Raw genomic sequence first — 15438 nt, forward strand, 5'->3', positions numbered from 1 at the left:
AAATTATGATAGTGTCACTAATATTATAGACAGTATGGCAATTCCAATACCAATCCAGTTTTTAGTTAATAAACGCTCTTTAAACATCAACAAGCCTATTAAGGTGGTCAGCATGACTATGGCTACATTATTAACCGTAAAAATGGTCGAGCTTTCAAAATTTTCAGCATTTAAAGCCTTTAATAACATGTAAATTGAATAGTAATTAACCACACCCAAAATAATACCAGACACGATGCTTTTAGGGTCAAAAGTAAATTGTTTTTGTATCGCTTTCGCGGAAAGCAAGCCAATCCCAATCACTCCAGCTATAAAAAATATGGTAGCTGAAAAAATAGGGATTCCGTTGTCTGCTAAATAAGTCGTTTCGATATATTTAATAGACGTATCAATAGTACCTGATCCTAAAAATAAGACAATAGGCAACCATAGTGTTTTTATGGAAAAACGTTGATCAGTTTTTGTTTTATAGGATGCTAAGTAAACTGCTACTAAAGCCAATATAATACCTAATGCTTTTTGCCAACCCAAACTTTCGTTATAAAAAAATAGGCCAAATATAATAGGAATAACAACGCTCATTTTACTAGCAACAGAAGCTACAGATAATCCATTACGTTGAGCTGTTAAAGCCATTACATTAAAAATGGCTATAAATAAAAATCCTAAACCTATTGCGCCAAAAAACCATTTGGATTGTATAATATCACTAACTATTATTGGAGAATCGTAGCTTAAAATACCATAGGTAAAAGCAGTAAAATAATTAAAAACTATAGTTTGTAGTGTATTTATATTGCGTTTTCCAACAACTTTAAAGATGACAAAAATTAATGTAGACGCACAAATACTAAGTAGTAAATACATTAAAATAAGTCTTTTTTTATGGTAAATAAATCTATAATATCTTCTGTTTTTGGATTGTTATTCCAAACGTTAATCCCTAAATTACTAGCAGTTTCTGTGTTTTCAGAAGTATCATCTATAAACAGGCATTCTTCTGGTTTTAGGTTGTTTTCATTTAGTACAAACTGAAAAATATCTTTGTTTGGTTTACGCAATTGTATTTCGTGTGAGAGGTAAAATTTATCAAACGCATTTTTAAATTCGTCATAAAACGATACCTGATTTTTAATACAATCAATATGCAACTCATTAGTATTACTTAGTAATATTAGATTGTACTTTTTGTCTTTTGCTAATTGTTGTATAAACTCTAAACGTTTAACGGGAAAATCACAAATAATGTAGTTCCAAGCTTCAACGATTTGTTGTTTGGTTAATTTTGGAAAATTACCCATGTAAAAATCTATAAACTCGTTAGTATCTATCAGACCTTGTTCGTAAAAACTATTAAAAGCGACGATTTCTTCGGATAACTCATCAACGTCAAACAGCTCTAAAGCGTTGGTCATTGCACCTTCTTTATCTAAATTAATAAAGACATCTCCAAAATCAAATATTAGGGTTTTAATCATAGGGTTAGTATCATTTTGCTAAAGCAAAACTTAATTAGTGTTTTTGTAAATATATAGTAAGTCGTCTAAAATGGATGACTGATTAATTAATTCTCCTTGTAACTTAGGTGCTTTTACACCTTCGGTAAAAATAGTTTTACCCTTAAAAACTCTAGCTTCGTCCCAAAGTCCAGCATCTATAAAAAGTTGTAATGTTTTAGAGCCACCTTCAATAATTACAGAGTTGATGTTGTGTTTAAATAGAGTGTCACAAATTTGTTGCGCTTGAGATTCTTTTTGACTAAAATCAATTCCTGAATTTAAATCTCCAACCATTGTATTGTTTGGTGGATGGATAGACCAGGTTGTGTTTTGTAAAGCTTCTTGAGTTGCGTTGTCTTTATTGTGAATTAATAAGCTCTCCGCTTTAGCGTTAAAAACATGGCAGTCTGCTTTTAAGGTTTTATTTTTATCTAGTACGACACGTAATGGATTATTGCCAGTCCAATCCCTAACATCTAGCGTTGGATTGTCTTGTATGACGGTATTAGTGCCTACTAATATGGCTTGCTCTTCAGCTCTCCATTTATGGACTAATTGTCTAGAATACGTGTTGGTAATCCAGACAGGTTTTTGTTCATTTTTAGATTTTGGTGCGATAAATCCATCGTTTGATTCTGCCCATTTTAATATAATATAAGGTCGTTTTTTATTATGAAAAGTAAAAAAACGTTTGTGGTGTGCTTTGCATTCGGCTTCCAAAACACCAACTTTTACACTACGACCAGCTTCTAATAATTTTTTGATACCCTTTCCAGCAACTTCAGGATTATCATCAATACATCCAATAACTATATTTGGTATTTGATGGTGGATAATTAAGTCGCTACAAGGTGGTGTTTTACCATAATGACTACAAGGTTCTAGCGTTACGTAAATAGTAGCATCTTTTAAAAGGGATTGATTTTTTACACTATTTATAGCGTTTACTTCTGCATGATTGCCACCATATTTACTAGTGTATCCTTCGCCAATTATACGATTGTTTAAAACAATAACGCAGCCAACCATAGGATTTGGACGTGTTTGTCCCAATCCACTTTTGGCTATTTGCAACGCGCGTTTTATGTAAAATTGATCATTCAAAATTATAACTTTATTTTAATGTCCTCTGTACGATCGACTTGGTAAGAATGAGAAAAACCTAAAATCTTGTATTTAATATCTCCAAGATATTGAATTTTTATTTTTTTGCTAAAAAAACTGCCTAATAAACTGCTTAAGTTTTTATTGCTTAGTAAGCTGTCTGTTGGTATTTTAGCTTGAAGTGGTATTGTAAATTCTTGTCGTGAAGGTACATCAAAACTAACGCTTGAAACAGCACCAATATGATTGTTGTTTACCAATACTTTGATGCCATCAGTTTTAATTTTACCACCAATACTATTAGGATTTAAAAAAAGAGCATCTGCTGTGATAGTGATAAATTTTGATGAAGACTCTAATACTTTTATGTTTTCAACTCTAATAAATTCTGGTTTTTCAGTCACTTTACAGTTAAAAAAACAGGTTAATATTGTTAATAAAATAAGTACTTTCTTCATGGGTCTTTTTTTGGATTTAATGTATCTTCATCCTCTAAAATAAGGCACAAAAATACTATATAAAAGTGAGTAATACTATTATTGAAATAAGAGAAATCCAGCCACATGATAATCCTCAAATTGAGGCTGTCATTCGCGAGGTTTTTATAGAATATAATTTGCCTTTAGTTGGGACAGCATATGCAGATCCTGAGACACCAAAAATGTTTGAAGCCTATGCAGACCCAAAATCGACGTATTACGTCGTAGTGGTTGATGGAAAAGTTGAAGGAGGAGGTGGTTTAAAACCTTTGCATGGAATGGAAGAGGAGGTGTTTGAAATTCAGAAAATGTATTTTTCTAATCGCTTACGCGGAAAAGGTTTTGGTAAAAAACTATTTCTGAAATGTCTGGAAAAAGGTAAAAATCAAGGATTTAAAAAGGCGTATTTAGAAACTATTCCTATTTTAAAAGAAGCTATACATATTTACGAATCTAACGGTTTTAAGCATTTAAATGGTCCATTAGGTAGCACAGGACATTTTAATTGTGGTATTTGGATGGAAAAACAACTATAATATCAGCCTATGTTAATAAAAGATTTAAAAGCATTATTCCACAAAGAACTAGATGATATTTATGGTCCAGACGAAGTCTTTACCTTTTTTTTTATGTTGACAGAGCATTATTGTAATATTTCTAGATTGGATGTAGCTTTAAATACTAATTTAAGTGTGACAACGGAGGAGAAAATTAGGATATTTAAAGCTTTAGAAAGCCTAAAGCAGCAACAGCCCATACAATATATAATAGGTGAAACTGAGTTTTTTGGAATGCCTTTTAAGGTTAACCCAAACACTTTAATACCACGTCCAGAAACAGAGGAGTTAGTGCAATTAGTTTTAGATAGTTATGACAATAAAAAACAAGGACATAATGCTTCGATTTTAGATATAGGCACTGGTAGTGGTTGCATTGCCATTAGTCTGGCCAAAAATTTAGCTGAAGCAACTGTTTTTGGGCTTGATATTTCTGCGAAAGCGATAAAAACAGCCACAGAAAATGCCTTATTAAATAAAGTAAACGTGGATTTTATTGAAGCTAGTATTTTAGAAGATACTGCTTGGAAAAGTATTTTTAAGGATTTAAAATTTGATATTATTGTGTCTAATCCTCCTTACGTGAGACAGTTGGAAAAACAAGCAATGACGTCTAACGTGTTAGATAACGAGCCACATTTAGCCTTGTTTGTGTCTGATGATAATCCGTTAATTTTTTACAAAGCGATTACAAAATTTGCTGCGCAATACTTAAAAACTAATGGCGAATTATTTTTTGAAATAAATGAATATTTAGGTAAAGAAATGATAGCTTTATTGACCGATAATGGGTTTAAAAATGTACAATTAAAACAAGATTTTTTTGGTAAAGACCGAATGATTAGTGGTGTTAAACAATAATGAAAGTAATATATTACATACTGCTATTTGTGTTAGTTTTAGGTTGTAAAAAAACCGATAAACAAATGGTAACGCCTGCTGTTAAAAAAGCAGTGGATAATAGTGCTTTTATTGACCGATTTGAGGATGAATTTTTAGGTAGCGTAGGATATGTTGATCTAAAAAAACCACATTTAATTACTTCACGACTATTCAATACGTTTAGTATTTTTTCTGAAGAAGATAATAAGGTACTTGAAACACAAAAGTTATTTAATACTCAGGATACAATTACTAAATTTGGAATGGCTTTAAATATAAATTTTAGTAAAGCATTTAAAGCGTTTGTAATTTACAAGTTTATTGAAGACCAAGTCATGGATTATAAATTAGTAACCTACACTAATAACTACCAATTTATAGATGCTATTGACGTGTCTTATTATAATTTGACACATAAAATTAATCAAACCGAAACTTATGTTTATAATAATAAGTTATTTGTTTATGACAAACAGCTTAATAAGGCTATCCATTACTATTTAAGCCCTAACGGAACTTTTGAAAAGCAAAGTGATAGTATAAAATTTAATTATTTACCACTAATAGATTATCAAACTTTAGATTATTTTAAAGTAAACTTTGATCAAAGGATTGTAAAGTCCAAAAACGGTTTAATCATTAGGGATAGTTTGGGTAATAAAGTAGGTAAGTTTGAGTATTTAAATACTGTTTCTGTTATAGAATATTCGGATAATAAAACAAAAATTATAGATAATGATCAAGTTGTTTATAGTCGCAAAGCTAAAGTGATTATTAGCCCTGAAGTTTTAAAGAAAGACGAGAATTTTTATATTGATAACACAAATATAGGTTACGTACCTGAAGCTTATTTTTTCAAAACTTATAGCAATGATGGTAATCATTATAATTATGATGGTTTGTCTGTTAAAGGAAAAAATTTACAACCAATAGCGCTTAGTGAGTTATTTGATGTAAAGCAAGTTGATATTAATGAGTATAAAAACCGAGTTTTATATCAACCTAATAGTATAGATGTTACTAAACTTTACAAGAAGGATAACGTCTTAACCTTATTGGCAGAAAATGGTAAAAAAGTAGTGTATAAAGACACGACTTACAACTCTGAGTTTAGTCCAACAAAAACATACAGTGTCTTTAAAAATTCAGGTTTTAAAGATGTGTTTTTGGTGCATTATCACATGGTTTTTGATTATCAACGTTTTGATTTTATTAGTCAAGAGACAGGAGGATTATTAGACCAATACGCAGGAGGTTATCCTCATGTATCGCCTAAAAAAGATATAGTAATTTCTATAGATTATGATACTGAGTGTCCTAGCCAGCGTACATTATTTATAGACAAAATAGTGGATGGTAAAATCATAAAGGCTTTTGAGTTATATTATAATTTGGAAGAAAACTATGACCACATAACTTTTGAAAAAATCTCTGATGACACAGAAGTTTATTGGTTAAGCAATAAAGAATTTATTGTGAAATTTTGGGGAGCATCAGAGTGCTATTCGGATTCAGAAAATTATTTTTATTATAAATACAAGATTAAACAGCAATTTTTAGAATTGCTAGAAGGCATATAATATGAGCATACAATTAAAAATAAACGCATTAAGAGAACAGTTAAGAGAGCATAATTATAATTATTATGTTTTAGACAGTCCGACAATTAGCGATTATGATTTTGATATCCAATTAAAAGAGTTACAAGCTTTGGAAGAAGCACATCCTGAATTTTTTGATGCAACTTCGCCAACCTTACGTGTAGGAGGTCAAGTGACTAAAAATTTTAATACACTTGTGCATAAGCATAGGATGTATAGTTTAGATAATTCGTATTCTCTTGAAGATTTAAAAGATTGGGAAGCACGAGTTAAGAAAATGGTAGATGGAGAGATAGACTATGTGTGTGAATTAAAATACGATGGTGCCTCCATAAATCTAACATATCAAAATGGAAATTTATTAAAAGCGGTTACACGAGGTGATGGTATGCAAGGAGACGAGGTTACTGCTAATATAAAAACAATTAATTCTGTCCCTTTACAATTAAAAGGTAGTTTTCCTGAAGAATTTGAAATTAGAGGTGAAATTATTTTACCCTTTGATGGTTTTAATAAAATGAATGAGGAGCGACTTGCTAATGGAGAAGAGCCTTATAAAAACCCACGTAACACAGCTTCTGGAAGTTTAAAGTTACAAGATAGTGCAGAGGTTGCAAAACGACCTTTAGATTGTTTGTTGTATGGTTTAGTAGGTGGTGATTTTGATTATAAAACGCACCTTGAAAGCTTAGAAAAAGCAAGACAGATGGGATTTAAAGTCCCAAATGAAATTAAATTATGTAAAACCATTGACGACGTATTTGCTTTTATAAATCATTGGGATACTGCGAGACATGAATTACCTTATGAGACTGATGGTGTTGTAGTAAAAGTTAATAATTTGCATCATCAAGACGAGCTTGGTTTTACATCCAAAGCGCCACGTTGGGCTATGGCATACAAGTTTAAAGCAGAACAGGTTAGTACTATTTTAAATACTATTACTTATCAGGTTGGTCGTACAGGAGCTATAACTCCTGTTGCAAATTTAGAGCCTGTAGAATTGGCTGGTACAATTGTTAAACGTGCATCGTTACATAATGCAGATCAAATAGAAAAACTGGATATAAGAGAATGTGATACTGTGTTTGTTGAAAAAGGAGGCGAAATTATACCTAAAATTATAGCAGTCAATTTTTCTGAAAGACCAGATAACTCTGTACCTACAAAGTATATAACACATTGTCCAGAATGTAATACATTATTACAAAGGGAAGCAGGTGAGGCTAAACATTTTTGTCCTAATTATAATGGTTGTAATCCGCAAATAATAGGACGTATTCAGCATTACATCTCTAGAAAAGCAATGGATATTGAAGGTTTGGGAGGCGAGACTGTCGCGCTTTTAGTGCATGCAGGATTAATCCATAATTATGCAGACTTGTACGATCTAACTAAAGACCAAATCTTACCGTTAGAGCGTATGGCAGATAAAAGTGCAGATAATTTAATTGCAGGTATTGAAGCGTCAAAACAAATACCGTTTGAACGAGTTTTATTCGCGTTAGGTATCAGGTTTGTTGGAGAGACGGTTGCAAAAACGCTAGCTAAACATTATAAAAGTATTGATGCACTTGCTTTTGCATCTGTAATTGATTTAGAACAGGTTAATGAAATAGGTATCCGAATTGCTGAAAGTGTAGTTGACTTTTTCTCAAATCCAGAAAATCAAAAAGTCATTGATAGACTTAAGCAGTGTGGTTTACAATTAGAAATCTCTGCAGAAAAGTTAGCCAACCAAACAGATAAGTTAAAAGGACATAATATTGTAGTTTCAGGCGTATTTTATAAAGTATCACGTACTCAGTTGAAAAAGCTTATTGAAGATAATGGCGGAAAAGTAAGTAGTTCTATCTCTTCAAAAACAAGTTATATAATTGCTGGAGACAATATGGGACCAAGTAAAAAAGACAAAGCCGATAAGTTAAATATAGACATGATTTCAGAAGATGATTTCTTAAACAGCTTAGAATAAATGTGTTAATAGTCGATTAAAAGCTTATTTTATCGTTTAATAACAAATTATTTGTATATTTGTCATCCCAAATAAATAATAATGAAGTTAACAAAGTTTAATTTAGTATCGATAATTTTAGTGATTCTCGTAATACTTACTATGGCTGGACGCATATTTGATGCGCCAACATTGTCTGATTATTCCTGGATTTTAGTGTTTCCTTTTTTTGCCTATTTATACTATAGTCAGACTAAGCAAACTAACCATTATTTTGGTTTTTTTCTTATTGGATTTTCTTTAGTAGAAATTCTGAAAATTGTCTTTTACGGAAATGATACTATGGCTTATTATGTTGCTAATTATCTAGTAATAGCCACTTATACTTCCTTAATTATTTTTCTAGTTAAAGACTTTAATATCAAGTTGTTATTAAAGGAATTTAAGTTGCATATAATTGTCTTATTAATATTTAATGCATATATAATTTATGTGTTAAATCAGATGATAATGCAAGATGCAAAGTTAGCAGTATACTCGTTAGATTTTATCATAGAAGTAACATATAATGTATTGATATTGTTAGTGCTATCACTATCATTAATACATTATTTATATCACGAAACCAAACAAGGATTACTATTGTTTTTAGCCAGTGTTTGCATCGTTTTTTCCGAAATGGTACAAGTCGCTTATTTGTTTATATCTTCAGCATATTTACTTCAAATGGTATACACTGCTTTAATAGGTGTTGGCTTTTACTTTCTATACGTTTACATTAAAATTAAATATAAATCCACTCAAAAAAAAACTGAAATCGCTTAGTTTTAAACAATAATAGAAGTTCCTTCTGCTTTTTTAGTACTATCTGCATCAAAGTAAAAGTCTATTTTACCTAAATTTATACCATAACAACCTACTTGGTTAACTAATACGTTTTTACCTTCTAAATTTTGCGCAACGGTTGGCTTAGGTAAAAACGTATGTGTGTGTCCGCCAATAATCAAGTCAATATCTTTAGTTGCTTTAGCCAAACTTAAATCGCTTATTTTATCAGGTGTTTTGCTGTAATTGTATCCCAAGTGTGACAAGCAAATAATAAGATCGCATTTCTCGTCGGTTTTTAAAATACGTGTCATTTCTTGTGCAGCTTCAATTGGATCTAAATACTCAGTTTCTTTGTACATTTTTTTGTCAACTAAACCATCTAATTGAATTCCTAATCCAAAAACACCAATTTTAATACCTTCTTTTTTAAATATTTGATATGGTTTTACATGAGTATCCATGACTGTATTTTTAAAGTCATAGTTAGCAGATACAAATCCAAAGCTAGCATGAGGTAATTGGGCATATAATCCATCTATACCATTATCAAAATCATGATTCCCTATTGTAGCTAGATCGTATTTAAGTTTACTCATTAACTTAAATTCTAATTCGCCACCATAGTAATTAAAATATGGTGTGCCTTGAAAAATATCTCCAGCGTCTAATAATAATGTATTAGGGTTATCTTGTCTAATGTTTTCAATTAAAGTTGCACGTCTAGCCACACCACCTTTATTTGCATTTCTACCATCTTCTGGTCCAAAAGCATCAATGTGACTGTGCACATCATTAGTATGTAAAATCGTTATTTTTTTAGATTTTGAAGATGTTGCAAACGATTGTAATCCATAACCACCAACTGTAATTAAAGCTGTAGCTGCTGTTGCTTGTTGTATAAAATCTCTACGTTTCATTATGTGGTTATTTAGTTTGGATAAATCTATTGTCAATTACAGGTTTGATAGTATCAGTCTTTTTAAAGTAGTCTATCATCGCATTTCTTATTTTATAATCAAGAGTATATAGGCTATCATTTACCTGAAAAAATCGCATTCTGTCACCTCCATTATATAGGTAATCATTAGTCGCAACGTAATAGGTTTTATCCTTTTCAATTGGATTGTTGTTTATTAAAGCCTGTGTAATATTATACGTTTTATCCAGTGTTAATTGTATTCCGCTTACAGGATGTGCACGCTTAGCCTGACTTAAATAATGTGTCATGCTATCTATTTGTTGTCCTTTTAGTGCGACTACTACAATACTGTTTTCAAAAGGCATAATTTCAAAAGCAGTTCTAGTGGTAATATTTCCTTTAGAAATTATAGATCTAATACCACCATGATTTAGGATAACAGCATCTATATTTTTTCCAGTACGTTTGTTAAAAATAGGATTACTTTCTTGCATAACAGCATCAGCCATAAGATTACCAATTGCAGTATTTAAATCACCATCACTTTTGCTATAAGTTTCTGGAGCGTAAGACAAAACAGCGTCCATGTCCTTATTTATGCTTTCGCGAAAAGGTTTTACAAAGTCATCGATAGCTTTATCTGTTGCTAAAGTGTCTGTAATTGTAATCTGTTTGCCTTCTATTTTACTCAACGAGTAAGTGTCTTGCTTACAAGAGTTTAAAACAGTAATTAAAAGCAAGATGAAAAGATGTTTGTATTTCATATTTAATGTTGAATAATTTAAAGCTAATATAGTTACAATTACTACATTTGTAATAAAGGAATAAAGATAAATGATTTTAAAAGGTTTTAAAGAAAAATCTAATAAAAAGTACATTATTAAATGTGCTCAAAGTCGTGTAATTGCACCAAACGCAAACAGGATTAAACATGTTGGAGTCTTAGTAAATAGTCATGAGTTTTCTGATCCAGAATGGATTAATAGTTTGTCAGAGCAATTAAAAATTAACGCTAAGGACTTAAAAATCTTATCTCTTTTTAATGGTAAAAAAAACGAAACGTCTGTTTATAACCATATTTTTTCTGAAAAAGAACTTGCTTGGAAAGGACAATTTAAATCACAAACAGTTAAAGATTTTTTAGACAATAAATTTGATTTGTTGATTAACTTTTATGAAACCGATTCCTTAGCTTTGCAAGCTGTTAGTGCATCAGCCAATGCTGACTTAAAGGTAGGTCTGCATAATGCTAATCCTGACGTAAATGATTTAATTATAGATATTACAATAAAAGATAAAAACATCTTTAAAACCGAAATTATAAAATACCTAAACATTTTAAATAAATTAAGTAATGAATAACCCTTTTTTAGGCACAGGAATAGCAATTGTAACGCCATTTAATGATGATTTATCAGTAGATTACAAAGCGCTAGAAAATATTGTAGAATATAACATTACCAATGGTATCAATTATATAGTTATAAATGGTACAACAGGAGAAAGCGTTACAATTACAAAGCAAGAAAAACAGGATATAGTTACTGCTATTATTAAGTATAACAAAGGACGTGTACCATTAGTTTTAGGTATTGGAGGTAGTAACACTGCACAGGTTGTAGAAGAAATTAAAGCTACTGATTTTACAGGTATTGCAGGAATACTATCTGTATCGCCTTATTACAGTAAGCCAACTCAGGAAGGTATGTATCAGCACTTTAAAGCGATAGCTCAAGTCTGTCCAATTGATATAATTTTATATAACGTTCCTGGCAGAACTTCTAAAAATATGACACCAGAAACAACGTTGCGTTTAGCAAAAGATTTTGATAATATCGTTGCAGTTAAAGAAGCTGGTAATAATGTGGCTCAATATTTAGAATTGTTAAGAGATAAACCAGACAATTTTTCTGTTATATCAGGAGACGACGACTTAGCTTTAGGTATCGTTTTAGCAGGTGGAGCAGGAGTAATATCAGTAATTGGACAAGGGTTACCTAAAGCTTTTTCTACAATGATAAATCTAGGTTTAGAAGGTAAAAACAAGGAAGCGTATCAGCTTCATTTTAAAATGATGGATATCGTTAACATGATTTTTGAAGAAAATAATCCAGCAGGTATTAAGGCAGTATTAAATAGCCTTGAGTTATGTAATACAACCGTTAGATTACCTTTAGTTACTGCTACAACACAATTACAAAGTCGTATAAATACTTTTATGACTAATTTTAGTAAAAGTTAAATTATACTTAAACCTAAGTCCAACTTGATTTCTTCAATTAATTTAGCAATCAAATTATATTTTTAAAATCCATTTAAATAGCGTATTTTTGCGCTTCGTTAAAATTTTATGAAGAATTTACTTTACATCTTAATTACATTTTTAGTTTTCACTTCTTGTAGCGAGTATCAAAAGGCATTAAAGTCTGAAGATGTTGCTGTTAAGTTTTCAATGGGTGAAAAACTTTATAATGAAGGTAAGTATAACAAGGCAAGTCGTTTATTTACTCAAATTGTTCCTGCTTACAGAGGGAAGCCTCAAGCAGAAAAATTGATGTTTTTAGATGCCGATAGTTATTTTCATTTAGAAGATCATTATTTAGCAGGATATAGATTTGAGCGTTTTGCATCTGCGTATCCTAGAAGCGAAAAAGTAGAAGAAGCATACTATAAAAGTGCATTAAGTTATGCGCAATTATCTCCAGTGTATTCTAAAGATCAACACGATACAGATCATGCACTAGAGCAATTACAATTGTTTGCCAACTTATATCCAGACTCGCAATACATGCCAAAAATTAACGAGTTGGTTAAAGAGTTACAATACAAATTAGAATTAAAAGCATACAGTATTGCTAAGCAATACAATCATATTTCAGATTTTAAAGCTTCTATTAGTTCATTTGATAATTTTATTGCAGATTTTCCTGGTACAACCTTACGTGAAAAAGCGTTATATTATCGTTTTGATTCTGCTTACCAATTAGCAATGAAAAGTGTAGAGTATAAAAAAGAAGAAAGATTAAATACAGCTATCGCATATTATAACAACTTTAAAAAAACAAATGCAGAGTCAGAGTTTATTAAAGATGCAGATAAACAGGTAGAGGATTTAAAAGAACAATTAGAAAAATATAGTACTAAAAGCTAATATATTATGGATTTAAAAAAAATCGACGCTCCGTTAACAACAACGACTTACAATAGAAACGAGATAGATGCACCAACAAATAACATCTATGAAGCTATTTCTGTAATTGCAAGAAGAGCAGAGCAAATTAATTCTGAAATTAAAAAAGAATTAATAGAAAAGCTTGAAGAGTTTGCTACATATAATGATAGCTTAGAAGAAATTTTTGAAAACAAAGAACAAATTGAAGTGTCTAAGTTTTACGAAAAATTACCTAAACCTCATGCTTTAGCAGTACAAGAGTGGTTAGACGATAAAATATACCACAGAAATACAGAGCAAGATAACCAAGACTAAACCTATGTCTATATTAAGTGGCAAAAACATACTATTAGGCATCAGTGCTGGTATTGCTGCTTACAAGACAGCCTCATTAGTCAGAGCATTTATAAAAGCAGGTGCAAACGTACAAGTCGTTATGACACCTGCTTCTAAAGACTTTGTGACACCACTCACACTGTCTACGCTTTCCAAAAATCCAGTACACTCAACATTTACCAACGATCAAGATGATAACGCTATGTGGAATAACCACGTAGAGTTAGGGCTATGGGCAGACTATATGGTTATTGCACCAGCAACAGCCAATACACTCTCTAAAATGGCAAATGGTACGTGCGATAATTTATTATTAGCAACATATCTTTCTGCAAAATGCAAAGTCTATTTTGCACCAGCAATGGATTTGGATATGTATGTTCATCCCTCTTCAGTTAACTCATTTAAGACACTTCAAAGCTTTGGCAATGTTATGATTCCTGCAACATCAGGAGAATTAGCAAGCGGTTTAGTTGGTCAAGGTCGTATGGCAGAACCTGAAGATATTGTCTCTTTTATAGAAAATGATATTATCAGTGGTTTGCCACTAAAAGACAAAACGGTTTTAATTACAGCAGGACCAACCTATGAAGCTATAGATCCTGTACGTTTTATAGGTAATCATTCCTCTGGTAAAATGGGATTTGAAATTGCTAAAGCAGCAGCAAATTTGGGAGCAAAAGTTGTTTTAATTTCTGGTCCAACACATCAAACTGTAAAACATAGTTTAATAACAGTCATACCAGTAATTAGCGCACAAGAGATGTATGATGCAGCCCATTTGCATTTTAACAGTGCAGACATTGCTATTTTATCTGCAGCTGTTGCAGACTATAGACCAAAAAATATTGCAACTCAAAAAATAAAAAAGAAAGAATCTACGTTAACCTTAGAACTAGAAAAGACTAAAGATATTTTAGCCTCTTTAGGACAAATAAAAACAACTCAATTTTTAGTTGGTTTTGCTTTAGAAACTAATAACGAATTAGAACATGCAAAATTGAAGCTAAAAAAGAAGAATTTAGATTTAATTGTTTTAAATTCGTTAAACGACAAAGGTGCAGGTTTTAAGTCAGACACTAATAAAGTAACTTTGATTAACAAGGAAGAAGAAGCTACTGTGTATCAATTAAAATCTAAAACAGAAGTTGCTAAGGACCTTTTTAAAACTATAATAAATACATTAAATGCGTAAACTTTTATTTCTATTTTTAATTTGTTTTAGTGTTTCATTACAGGCTCAAGAGCTTAATGCAACAGTAGTTGTAAATGCACAATTAACAGGAGACGAAAATTTACAGCAATTTAAAACACTAGAAAAACAATTAAAAGAGTTTATTTCTGGTACAAAATGGACAAACAAAAAAGTTGAACCTCAAGAGCGTATTGATTGTAATTTTGTAATTAATATTGGAGAATACTCGGGTAATAGCTACAAGGCAACTTTACAAGTCCAATCGTCAAGACCTGTTTTTGGATCAAGTTACACAACACCTATCTATAACATAAATGATAAAGATTTTACTTTTGAGTATGTCGAGTTTCAAAATCTAATTTATAATCCAACACAATACGCTTCTAATTTAATCTCTGTTTTAGCTTTTCATATCCATATGATTTTAGGTATGGATGCCGAGTCTTTTAAACAAGAAGGTGGAGATGAGTACTTTAGACAAGCACAAAACATTGTAAATTTTTCTCAACAAGAAAATTATTCTGGTTGGAAGCTAGAAGATGGTTTACAAAGTCGTTTTGCTTTAATAGATAATTTGTTATCACCAACATTTAAAGAGTTTAGAACCGTATTATATAATTATCATAGACGTGGTTTAGATACTATGAGTGATAATCAAAAGGATGCAAAAAACGAAATAGCTATAGCTTTAAGCTTATTTAATGACATGAACAGAAGACGTCCAAACTCGTATTTACTTCGTGTGTTTTTTGATGCAAAAGCAGAGGAGATAGAACAGATTTTTAGCGAAGGTCCAAGTGTAGATATTGCTAATCTGGTCGATACTTTAAATAAAGTTGCGCCAATGCACTCTTCTAAATGGAGAAATATAAAATTTTAGACACTAATTATTTTCATTCTTAAAAAGCGTAA

At 31.0% G+C, this 15438-nt stretch carries 17 protein-coding genes; 11 read left to right on the plus strand and 6 right to left on the minus strand.

What is annotated here, in order from left to right:
- Positions 1-3: 3 nt before the first annotated feature.
- The 4 genes from B2989_RS11590 to B2989_RS11605 are packed head-to-tail and all read right to left on the minus strand — an operon-like array spanning position 4 to position 3061.
- Positions 4-867: a DMT family transporter gene (locus tag B2989_RS11590; RefSeq protein ID WP_292948537.1), complete on the minus strand. Its 864-nt coding sequence runs from the start codon at positions 865-867 to the stop codon at positions 4-6.
- Positions 867-1478, minus strand: coding sequence for an HAD family hydrolase (locus B2989_RS11595; protein WP_292948539.1), 612 nt, complete (start codon positions 1476-1478; stop codon positions 867-869). The genes B2989_RS11590 and B2989_RS11595 overlap by 1 nt, the downstream gene beginning before the upstream one ends.
- Before the next feature lie 30 nt (positions 1479-1508).
- Positions 1509-2603 carry a bifunctional diaminohydroxyphosphoribosylaminopyrimidine deaminase/5-amino-6-(5-phosphoribosylamino)uracil reductase RibD gene (gene ribD, locus B2989_RS11600; RefSeq protein WP_414692231.1) on the minus strand — a complete coding sequence of 365 codons (1095 nt, stop codon included), beginning with the start codon at positions 2601-2603 and terminating at the stop codon, positions 1509-1511.
- Between the two features lie 2 nt (positions 2604-2605).
- The gene (locus tag B2989_RS11605; RefSeq protein WP_292948541.1) at positions 2606-3061 is read right to left on the minus strand and encodes a hypothetical protein; all 456 of its coding nucleotides are present in this window, start codon (positions 3059-3061) and stop codon (positions 2606-2608) included.
- Positions 3062-3126: 65 nt separating this feature from the next.
- Here B2989_RS11605 and B2989_RS11610 point away from each other — a divergent pair, with 65 nt between their 5' ends.
- The 5 genes from B2989_RS11610 (at position 3127) to B2989_RS11630 (ending at position 8901) form a co-directional block, all read left to right on the plus strand.
- The gene (locus B2989_RS11610; RefSeq protein ID WP_292948543.1) at positions 3127-3618 is read left to right on the plus strand and encodes a GNAT family N-acetyltransferase; all 492 of its coding nucleotides are present in this window, start codon (positions 3127-3129) and stop codon (positions 3616-3618) included.
- Positions 3619-3627: 9 nt separating this feature from the next.
- The gene (gene prmC, locus B2989_RS11615; protein ID WP_292948545.1) at positions 3628-4500 is read left to right on the plus strand and encodes a peptide chain release factor N(5)-glutamine methyltransferase; all 873 of its coding nucleotides are present in this window, start codon (positions 3628-3630) and stop codon (positions 4498-4500) included.
- The gene (locus tag B2989_RS11620; protein WP_292948547.1) at positions 4500-6101 is read left to right on the plus strand and encodes a hypothetical protein; all 1602 of its coding nucleotides are present in this window, start codon (positions 4500-4502) and stop codon (positions 6099-6101) included. Before prmC ends, B2989_RS11620 begins: the two co-directional genes overlap by 1 nt.
- Before the next feature lies 1 nt (position 6102).
- The gene (gene ligA, locus B2989_RS11625; RefSeq protein WP_292948549.1) at positions 6103-8097 is read left to right on the plus strand and encodes an NAD-dependent DNA ligase LigA; all 1995 of its coding nucleotides are present in this window, start codon (positions 6103-6105) and stop codon (positions 8095-8097) included.
- Between the two features lie 141 nt (positions 8098-8238).
- A complete protein-coding gene (locus tag B2989_RS11630) occupies positions 8239-8901 on the plus strand; it encodes a hypothetical protein (RefSeq protein ID WP_292948551.1) in 663 nt (220 codons plus the stop codon).
- 2 nt (positions 8902-8903) lie between these two features.
- On the opposite strand, the gene B2989_RS11635 is transcribed toward B2989_RS11630, so the two are convergent.
- Positions 8904-9821 (minus strand): bifunctional metallophosphatase/5'-nucleotidase, encoded by a 918-nt coding sequence (locus B2989_RS11635; protein ID WP_292948553.1) that lies wholly within the window; start codon positions 9819-9821, stop codon positions 8904-8906.
- A gap of 7 nt (positions 9822-9828) precedes the next feature.
- The gene (locus B2989_RS11640) at positions 9829-10587 is read right to left on the minus strand and encodes a 5'-nucleotidase C-terminal domain-containing protein (protein WP_292948555.1); all 759 of its coding nucleotides are present in this window, start codon (positions 10585-10587) and stop codon (positions 9829-9831) included.
- Positions 10588-10657: 70 nt separating this feature from the next.
- Here B2989_RS11640 and B2989_RS11645 point away from each other — a divergent pair, with 70 nt between their 5' ends.
- From B2989_RS11645 to B2989_RS11670, 6 genes are all read left to right on the plus strand, one after another.
- Positions 10658-11185 carry a DUF6913 domain-containing protein gene (locus B2989_RS11645; protein ID WP_292948557.1) on the plus strand — a complete coding sequence of 176 codons (528 nt, stop codon included), beginning with the start codon at positions 10658-10660 and terminating at the stop codon, positions 11183-11185.
- Positions 11178-12065, plus strand: coding sequence for a 4-hydroxy-tetrahydrodipicolinate synthase (gene dapA / locus B2989_RS11650; RefSeq protein WP_292948559.1), 888 nt, complete (start codon positions 11178-11180; stop codon positions 12063-12065). The genes B2989_RS11645 and dapA overlap by 8 nt, the downstream gene beginning before the upstream one ends.
- A 108-nt stretch (positions 12066-12173) precedes the next feature.
- Positions 12174-12974, plus strand: coding sequence for an outer membrane protein assembly factor BamD (locus B2989_RS11655; RefSeq protein WP_145002001.1), 801 nt, complete (start codon positions 12174-12176; stop codon positions 12972-12974).
- A 6-nt stretch (positions 12975-12980) separates the two neighbouring features.
- Entirely contained in the window at positions 12981-13310 is a 330-nt protein-coding gene (locus tag B2989_RS11660; RefSeq protein ID WP_292948562.1) for a DNA-directed RNA polymerase subunit omega, read from the plus strand.
- Positions 13311-13314: 4 nt separating this feature from the next.
- Complete coding sequence (gene coaBC / locus B2989_RS11665; RefSeq protein WP_292948564.1) at positions 13315-14526, plus strand: bifunctional phosphopantothenoylcysteine decarboxylase/phosphopantothenate--cysteine ligase CoaBC; 1212 nt, start codon at positions 13315-13317, stop codon at positions 14524-14526.
- Entirely contained in the window at positions 14519-15406 is an 888-nt protein-coding gene (locus B2989_RS11670) for a DUF4835 family protein (protein WP_292948566.1), read from the plus strand. Before coaBC ends, B2989_RS11670 begins: the two co-directional genes overlap by 8 nt.
- The last annotated feature ends 32 nt before the right edge of the window (positions 15407-15438 follow it).

Source organism: Olleya sp. UBA1516 (assembly GCF_002323495.1).
Classification (GTDB): domain Bacteria; phylum Bacteroidota; class Bacteroidia; order Flavobacteriales; family Flavobacteriaceae; genus Olleya.